Here is an 8,871-nt window from a genome sequence, read left to right as displayed (position 1 = left end):
CCCACTCCGCCGCCACCGCCTACACCAACGGCATCCCCCTGCGCCCAACCCCCGGAACCATCCACCCCGACCTCCCCACCTACCCCTTCCAAGGCACCCACCACTGGCTCACCCCGTCCGCGAGCACCGCGCGCGGGACGTCCGGGCTGGGTACGGTCGCCGCCTCGCACCCGCTCCTGGGGACGGCCGTGGAACTGCCCGGCACCGAGACCGTGGTCTTCACCGGCCGTCTCTCGGCCGGGGCGCACCCGTGGCTGGCGGGCGAGCACCCGGGCGCTGCACGACCGGACCTCGACTGGCTGCTCGCCGAGCTGGCCCTCGCGGCCGGTGAGCAGCTGGGCCTCGGCCGGCTGCTCACCCTGACGCCGCAGGCGCCGCTGGTGACGCCGGCGTCCGGCTCCCTCCAGATCCGCGTCACCGTCGGTGAGGGCACCGGGTCCGGCGCACGCACGGTGTCCGTGCACTCCCGGCGCTCCGAGGAGGTTCTGGGCCTGCCGTGGATCTGCCACGCGACGGGCGAGCTGGCCGTCGCGGCGGACCGGCCGGACTGGGACCTGGAGGCCTGGCCGCCCGCGGACGCCACCGCGGTGCCCGGATCCGAACTGGCCGTGGGCGGCGCTCCCGTGCACGCCGCCGTGCGCGGTGTGTGGCGCCGCGGCACCGAGCTGTTCGCGGAGATCGCCCTGCCGGACGAGCTGCGCGAGGAGGCCCGCCGGTTCGGGCTGCACCCGGTGCCGGCCGGGGCCCTCCTCGGTCTGGTGGGCGTCAAGGGTGTCCTGCCCGAGGCCGCCCCTCTCCGGCGGGCGGGAGTCTGGCAGGAGGTCTCGCTGTACGCGTCCGGTGCCTCCGTCCTCCGCGCCCGGATCTCCCCCCGCCCCGACGGTTCCGTGGCGCTGGCCGCCGCCGACGCGACCGGCAGCCCCGTCCTGTCGACGGCGTGCCTGCGTCCGGAGCCGGTCCCGCACGGCGTGCTCAGAGCCACGGGCGTGGCGCAGCAGGACAGTCTGTTCGGCATCGAGTGGACCGAGACGGGCACGCGGCACCTCACCGCGGACACCGGCACGGCCTGGGCCATCGTGGGAGAGGATCCCGCGCGGGCGCGGTCGTCGCTGATGACGGCGGGACGGTACGCGGAGGCGTACCCCGACCTGGCGGCGCTGACCGCCGCGGTGGAGGCCGGCCGTGCCGTCCCCGATGTCGTCGTGGCGCCCTTCCTGCGGGAGGCGGGTGAGCTGTCCGGCCGGGAACTGGTGGACGCCGTGCACGCCACGACGGCCCGGGCCCTGGAGACGGCCCGCGCCTGGGTGACGACGCCCGCGTACGACCGCTCCCGGCTGGTGTTCCTCACGCGTGGTGCCGTTCCGGCGGTGGCCGGCCCCGACGACGCGTCGCCGGTGGACCTGGCGGTGGCCGCCGTCTGGGGGCTCGTCCGCAGCGCGCAGTCGGAGTACCCGGGCCGCTTCGTGCTCGTCGACACCGACATCGCCAAGCCCACCTGGCGCGCCCTGGACCGCGTGATGTCCTCCGCGGAACCGCAGTGGGCGCTGCGCGGGCGGACCGCCCGGGTGCCGCGGATGACCCGCCTCGCCCCCGCCGGTGCCCTCCCGGCGCTCACCGTCGGCCCGGACAGCACCGTCCTGGTGACAGGTGGCACGGGAACACTGGGTTCCGCGGTCGCCCGGCATCTGGTGACCGAGCATGGTGTGTCCGACCTGCTGCTGACGAGCCGTCAGGGGCTGGACGCCCCGGGTGCGGCCGCCCTGGAGGCGGAGCTGTCCGCACTCGGCGCCCGGGTCCGGGTGGCGGCCTGCGACGTGACGGACCGCGACGCCCTGGCCGCGCTGCTCGACGGCCGGCGGATCGGCGCCGTGGTCCACACCGCCGGCGCGGTGGACGACGGCATCCTCCCCTCCCTGACGGCCGAGCGGCTGACCGGGGTGCTGCGTCCCAAGGTGGACGCGGCCGTGCACCTGTACGACCTGGTCCGGGGGGCGGGGGTGGAGCAGTTCGTGCTGTACTCCTCCGCCGCCGGCATCATGGGCGGCCCCGGTCAGGCCAACTACGCGGCGGCCAACACGTTCCTGGACGCGTTCGCCCACCACGTGCGTTCCCGGGGCGTGCCGGCGACGTCGATCGCCTGGGGCCTGTGGGCCGAGGCGAGCCGTCTGTCGGGTTCCGCCACGAGACACCGGCAGCCGACGGCCCTGCCCGGGACGCGTCCGCTCGGCACCGGCGAGGGCCTCGGACTCTTCGACGCGGCGTGGGCGGCCGGGCGCGGTCTCGTCGTGGCGTCCGGCCTGGACTTCGCCGGACTGGCCGACGACGCCCGGTCCGGCGCCCTGCCTGCCGTCATGCGGTCCCTCGTGCCGGTCCCCGCGCGCCGCATGGCGCAGGACACCCCGGAGGTGAAGGACGATCTCCCGCACCGCCTGGCGGCGATGAGCGCGGAGGAACGGGAGACCGCCGTGACCGGCCTGGTGCGGGAGCGGGCGGGTGCGGTCCTCGGCCACACCGCGCCGGGCGGCGTGGCCGAGGACGCCCGGCTGAAGGACCTCGGGTTCGACTCGCTCACCGCACTGCGGCTGCGTACGGCGCTCGTCGAGGCGACCGGGCTGCGGCTGCCGGCGGGTGTGGTGTTCGACTTCGAGACGCCGCTGGATCTCGCCCGGCATCTGATCGAGCAGCTGCTCGCCCCGGCCGCCTCACCCCTCGACGACAACGGAAGGTCCCAGGATGAGAATTGAGAACGTGTTCATCGACTCGCTCGGGGTGGTGCTGCACGAGTTCGAGCCCGTAGAGCGGGCCGTGGCCCAAGGTCTGATCGGCCAGGACGTCGTGGACGCGAACGGGCTGACCGGGACCCATCTCGCCCATGACGTCCCGGCCGTCGAACTCGCGATCTCCGCCGCACGCACCACCCTGGCCCGGTCGAAGCTCGACCCGGAGTCCATCACGAGCCACATACACAGCGCCGTGCACTACCAGGGTCCGCAGGGTTCGTACCCTCCCGGATACGTCCTGCGGGAACTGGAGCTGGAGCCGGCCACCTCGCTGTACCTGCGTCAGGGCTGCAACGGCATGCTGGGCGCCCTGGAGGTGGCCGTCGGCCAGATCACCGGTGCGGCGCGGGCGGAGGCCGTGCTGCTCACGTCCGGCGAGAACTTCACCGCGCCGGACCTGAACCGTTACTCGGGGCTCGGACAGGCCTACTTCCTCTCGGACGGCGGCGCCTCCGCCCTGATCAGTGCGGACGAGGGCTTCGCGCAGGTCAGGTCGCTGAGCTCCGGCATCCTTCCGGAGCTCGAGCGGTGGCACCGCGGTGACGGCTCCCTGCTGCCGGGCGGGGAGCGGACCGACGACGGGGACATGGCCGAGCGGGCGACGCGGTACAGCGAGACCGAGACGCCGCTCTCGGAGACCCTCGAGAAGCTCACCCTGTTCAACCTGGGTGTCGTCCGCCGGGCGCTCGTGAGCGCCGACCTGAACGCCGGCGACATCGCCAGGGTGGTCCCGATCAACATGGACGGCCGCATGGTCGAGTACTCGGTCATGATGCCGCTCGGTCTGCCCATGGACCGGTCCACCTGGAGCTTCGGCAAGGGCATCGGCCACGTGGGCGGCACCGACGTGTTCATCACGCTGGAGCATCTGGTGCGCACCCGTGAGGTGGCGCCCGGCGACCACGTGCTGCTGGTCTCGCAGGGACCGGGATGGATGTCCACGGCCTGTGTCGTCACCGTGCTCGACCTTCCCGCCTGGGCGGTCTGACGCCCTGACGCCGGGTCGACCGGACCCCCTCGCACCTCCGCACACGGCACGCCGGCAAGGACAAGGGCCCTGCCCCTCGGACGAGGGGCAGGGCCCTTGGTGCGGGCCGGGTCCCGGTCAGGCGCCTCGGGAGGTGAGCCAGCCGTCGGTCGCCTCGGCGGTGGAGCGGGCGTGGTCCTCCATCATGGTGAAGTGGTTGCCGGGGACGTCGAGCACGGTGTGTGCCCGGTCCCAGGACGTCTGCCACTCCTCGGGCCGCATCTCCTCGCCGGGCTCCGCGGGCACCGGGGGCTCGGTGGAACGCACCAGGAGGACCGGGCAGTCCAGCGGACCCGGCTCCCACTCACCGATCATCGCCACGTACCAGCTCATCGCCGTGAGCCGGTCGGAGTCCATGTGCGCGAACAGGGACTCCCGGTCGAACATGCCGCCCAGCATCTGCTGGGAGAACCGCAGGAACGGGGAGTCGGCCCGCGGCATGTAGGTGTCGAGCAGGACGACGGCGGCCGGTGCGGCTCCGCGTTCCTGCATCCGCCGGGCCGTGGCCAGGGCGAGGACGCCGCCGGAGGACGAACCGAGCAGGACCGCCGGGGTGTCGCCCACGGTGCGGCGCACGGCGTCGGCGTGCAGGTCGGTGACGGCGTCGAAGGTGGCGGGCAGTGCCTCTCCGGAGCCGAAGCCCTGAGTGGGCAGGGCCCACACGTCGCGCCGGCCGCGGAAGGCGGAGGCGAACCGGGCGTACTGGTGGACACCGGCGAGGGCCACGTAGGAACTGAAGCAGACCAGCGGGGCCGCGGTGGCACCGGCCGAGAGCCGGATCGCCCCGGGGACGGTGGTCAGTTCGTCCGGCGAGGTGAAGGTGGGGCGCAGCTCCGCCGCCGCCTGGAGGAGTGTGAAGCCGTCGTCGACCCGGCCGTCCAGGCAGGCCTGCTTGAACAGGCCGCCGATGGTGTCCCCGGCGCGTGGCCCGGCACCGGCCGCCGCGCCGCGCTCCCGGCCGCCCTCCGGGGCGGACGGTTCACCGAGCCTGCCGTGCAGGTGCGTGGCGAGCGCCTCGGGGGTCGCGTGGTCGAACAGCAGGGTCGGGGCGAGTTTCAGGCCGGTGGCGGTGGCGAGGTGGTTGCGCAGTTCGACGACCGTGAGGGAGTCGAAGCCCTGCTCGGTGAAGAGCCGGTCGGGCTCCACCTCGTCCGGGCCGGCGTGTCCGAGGACGGTGGCGGCCAGTTCGCGCACCAGGCCGAGCAGCAGGGCCCGGCCCTCCTCGGGGGTGCGTCCGGCGAGCAGGGGTGCCGCGGCGGCCGTGGGGGCGCCGGCCGCGGCCCTGCGGGTGACCGGCGGGGCGGCGGGCCGCAGCATCGCCCGGACGCCGGAGCGGCCGGAGCCGGTGGCGACGGCGATCACCGCGGCGTCGGTCGTGGCCAGCGCGTCGTCCAGCAGGGCGAGGGCGTCCTCGGTGGCCAGGGGCCGCAGACCGCCGCGGGCCAGCCGGCCGCGGTCGGCGTGGGACAGGCGGCCGGTGATGCCGCTGTCGTCGTCCCACAGGCCCCAGGCGACGGACGCCGCGGGCAGTCCGGTGGAGTGCCGCAGCGCGGCGAGACCGTCGAGGAAGGCGTTCGCGGCGGCGTAGTTGGCCTGGCCCGGGGCGCCGAAGGTGCCCGCGGCGGAGGAGAACAGCACGAACGCCGCCGGCCGCAGGTGGGCGGTGAGATCGTGCAGGTGCCAGGCTCCGTCGGCCTTGGGCCGCAGCACGGTGTCGAAGCGCTCGCCGTCGAGGGCGGTGAGGACGGCGTCGTCGGTGACGCCGGCCGCGTGGACGACTCCGGTCAGCGGCAGCTCGTCGGGCAGCCGGCCCAACAGCTTTCGCACGTCGGCGCGTTCGGCGACGTCACAAGCCTCCAGGTGCACCCGGGCGCCGAGTTCGGTCAGCTCGGTGACGAGGGTGTCCGCGCCGTCGGCCGCGGGTCCGCGCCGGCCGGCCAGCAGCAGGGAGCGTACGCCGTGCCGGGTGACGAGGTGGCGGGCGACGGCCCGGCCGAGGGTGCCGGTGGCACCGGTGACGAGTACGGTGCCGTCCGCGAGGGCGGGGGCGTCGCCGGCCGCGGCGGGCGCGGCGTCGGGGTGCAGGACACGGCCGTCGCGGACCGCGCTGTGCGGCCGTCCGGAGGCGACCGCGGCGAGCAGGGCGAGGTCGTCGCCGTCCCCCGCGTCGTGCGCCAGGTCCACCAGCTGGAAACGGCCGGGGTGTTCGGCCTGGCCGGAGCGGACCATGCCCCACAGGGCGGCACCGGCCACGTCGGGCACGCCGCCGGCGTCGGTCCCGGCGTCCCGGCCCGCGGTGACCGCGGAGCGGGTCAGGAACACCAGCCGGGACGCGGCGTACCGCTCGTCGGCGAGCCAGCCGCACATCAGCTCGTGGGCGCGGGCCAGCCGTCCGCGTACCCGCTCGGGCGGTGCGGGCTCGCCGGAGGGGTGCGGCCCGGGGGCGACGAGGACCACGTCGGGCATGGTCATACCGGTGTCGACGGCCTTGCCGAGGGCCTCGAGGTCGGCATACGACTCGAGGTGGACCCCCGCCGCGTCGAGGGCGGCGGCCACCCGGTCGTCGCCGTCGCCGAGGACGATCCAGCGCACCGTGCGCGGACGCGGCGCCTCGGGGGCGGGGCCGGCCTCACGCCAGTCGAGGCGCAGCAGTTCGGGCCGGCCCGGGCCGGTGGCGGGGGTGGCGGACACGGTCCGCAGGGTGATCGCGTCCGCGGTGGCGACGGGCCGGCCCGTGGTGTCGGTGACCAGCACCCGGTAGCCGTGGTCGTGGCCCGCCGGGGTGAGGCGCACCCGCAGCGCGGTCGCGCCGGTGGCGTGCAGGGTCAGTCCGGACCAGGCGAACGGCAGCATGGGCGCAGCGGTCCCGTCGTCCAGCGGGCCGGGGCGGCGGACCAGCAGCGTCTGCACGGCCGCGTCGAGCAGGGCGGGGTGCAGCGCGTGCCGTGCGGCGTCCTGCCGGTACGGCTCCGGCAGGGTGACCTCGGCGTACACCTCGTCGCCTCGCTCCCACACGGTGCCCAGGCCGCGGAAGCTGGGCCCGTAGACGAATCCCGCGGCGGCGAAGGCGGCGTAGGGGTCCTCGGTGGAGACGACGCGGGCGCCCGGCGGGGGCCAGGCCGCCAGGTCGTCGGCCGGGACGGGCGGCGCCTGGGGGACCAGGACGCCCTGGGCGTGCCGCTGCCAGTCGCCGTCGTCCCCGTCGGGCCGGGACCACACGGTGAAGGCGCGGCGGCCGTCGTCGTCGGCGCCGTCGACGGTGACCTGGATGCGGACGGCGCCGTCGGCGGGCACGACGAGCGGGCTGAGCAGGGTGAGTTCGCTCAGGTGGCCGCAGCCGGTGCGGTCGCCGATGTGCACGGCGAGGTCGAGGTGGCCGGTGGCGGGCAGGATGACCTGGCCGAGGACGGTGTGGTCGGCGAGCCAGGGGTGGCTGCGCAGCGAAAGACGCCCGGTGAACAGCAGGTCGTCGGAGCCCGCCCGGGTGACCTCGGCGCCGAGGAACGGGTGCTCGGCGGTGCGCAGTCCGGCGGCCTCCGGGTCGCCGGCCGGGGCCGCGGTCGGCAGCCAGTAGCGCTGCCGCTGGAAGGCGTAGGTGGGCAGCGGCACGACGCGGGCGCCGGGCAGGAGCGCCGCCCAGTCGGGTGCGGCGCCGTGCGCGAAGAGGGTGCCGACGGCCGTCAGGAGCTGCTCCGTCCCGGGCCTGTCCCGCAGGGCGGCCGCCACGAGCACGGACTCGTCCGTGGGTGCGGACGACGGTTCCCGCTCGGTGAGCACGGCGTCGGCGAGCGCGGTGAGCGGGCCGTCGGGCCCGACCTCGAGGAAGCGGCGGGCGCCGAGATCGTGCAGCCGTGCGACGCAGTCGTGGAACCTGACCGGTTCGCGTACGTGCCGCACCCAGTACTCGGGGTCGGTGAGCAGGCCGGGCGGGGCGGTCTCGCCGGTCCGGCCGGAGACGAGGGTCAGTGCCGGCTCGGCGTAGGTGATGCCGGCGGCCACGGCACGGAAGTCGTCGAGCACCGGGTCCATCAGCGGCGAGTGGAAGGCGTGGCTGACCCGCAGCCGTGTGGTGCGTCGTCCCGCCGCCGAGAAGTGCTCGCAGATCTCCGTGACGGCGGCCTCGGTGCCCGAGACGACGGTCGCGAGGGGGCCGTTGACGGCGGCGACGCCGACCTCGTGCTCGCGGCCCGCCAGCAGGGGCAGCACCTCGCCCTCACCGGCCCGGACCGACGCCATCGCGCCGCCGGCCGGGAGTGCCTGCATGAGCCGGCCGCGGGCGGCGACCAGGGCGCAGGCGTCGTCGAGGGAGAACACGCCCGCCACGTGGGCGGCGGCGATCTCGCCGACGGAGTGCCCGGCGACGAGGTCGGGCCGCACTCCCCAGGACTCCAGCAGGCGGTACAGCGCCACCTCGAAGGCGAACAGTGCGGGCTGGGCGTGTTCGGTGCGGTTCAGCAGGTCGGTGTCGTCGCCCCGCACCGCCTCACGCAGTCCCGGCACCCGCTCGCACACGGCGTCGAAGGTGTCGGCGAACACGGAGAAGTCGGCGTGCAGTTCGCGTCCCATGCCGGAATGCTGGGCGCCCTGTCCGGTGAACAGGAATGCCGTCCGGCCGCCCGGGCGGGCGGTGCCGGTGACCGTGCCGGGCAGCGGCGTGCCGTCGGCCAGGGCCCGCAGCCGTGCGGTGAGCCCCTCCGGGTCGGCGCCGACGAGGACGGCCCGGTGGGCGAACGGCGTCCGGGTGGTCGCCAGCGCCAGCGCGGTGTCGACGGGCCGCACCCCGGGGTGCGTGGTGACGTGGTCGAGGAGTCGGGTGGCCTGGGCGCGCAGGGCGTCGCGGCTGCGGGCGGACAGGACCCAGGGCACCGGGCCGCTCCAGGCGGCCGTGTCGGACCCCGGCCCGGCCTCCGGCTCGGGCTCGTCGGGTACGGCCTCCAGCACCACATGCGCGTTGGTGCCGCTGATACCGAAGGACGACACACCCGCACGCCGCGGACGCTCCCCCACCACCGGCCAGTCCCGCGCCTCCGTCACCAGCTCCACCGCACCCCGGCCCCAGTCCAC

General features: G+C 75.6%; 3 protein-coding genes. 2 read left to right on the top strand and 1 reads right to left on the bottom strand.

The genetic code is table 11. The features are described from left to right. On the top strand, positions 1–2,744 hold a 2,744-nt coding region (locus F1615_RS35260; RefSeq protein ID WP_149553114.1), incomplete at its 5' end, for a type I polyketide synthase. After that, positions 2,734–3,768, top strand: coding sequence for a ketoacyl-ACP synthase III family protein (locus F1615_RS35255; protein ID WP_244328977.1), 1,035 nt, complete (start codon positions 2,734–2,736; stop codon positions 3,766–3,768). The genes F1615_RS35260 and F1615_RS35255, both read left to right, overlap by 11 nt. A gap of 117 nt (positions 3,769–3,885) precedes the next feature. Here F1615_RS35255 and F1615_RS35250 read toward each other — a convergent pair whose 3' ends face one another. Next, a complete protein-coding gene (locus F1615_RS35250; RefSeq protein ID WP_280118924.1) occupies positions 3,886–8,871 on the bottom strand; it encodes a type I polyketide synthase in 4,986 nt (1,661 codons plus the stop codon).

The organism is Streptomyces marokkonensis, from assembly GCF_008312835.1.
In the GTDB taxonomy this organism is placed as follows: Bacteria; Actinomycetota; Actinomycetes; order Streptomycetales; family Streptomycetaceae; genus Streptomyces; species Streptomyces marokkonensis_A.
The sequence above is the reverse complement of the archived record's forward strand: the minus strand, read 5'-3'. Positions and strand labels throughout refer to the sequence as shown.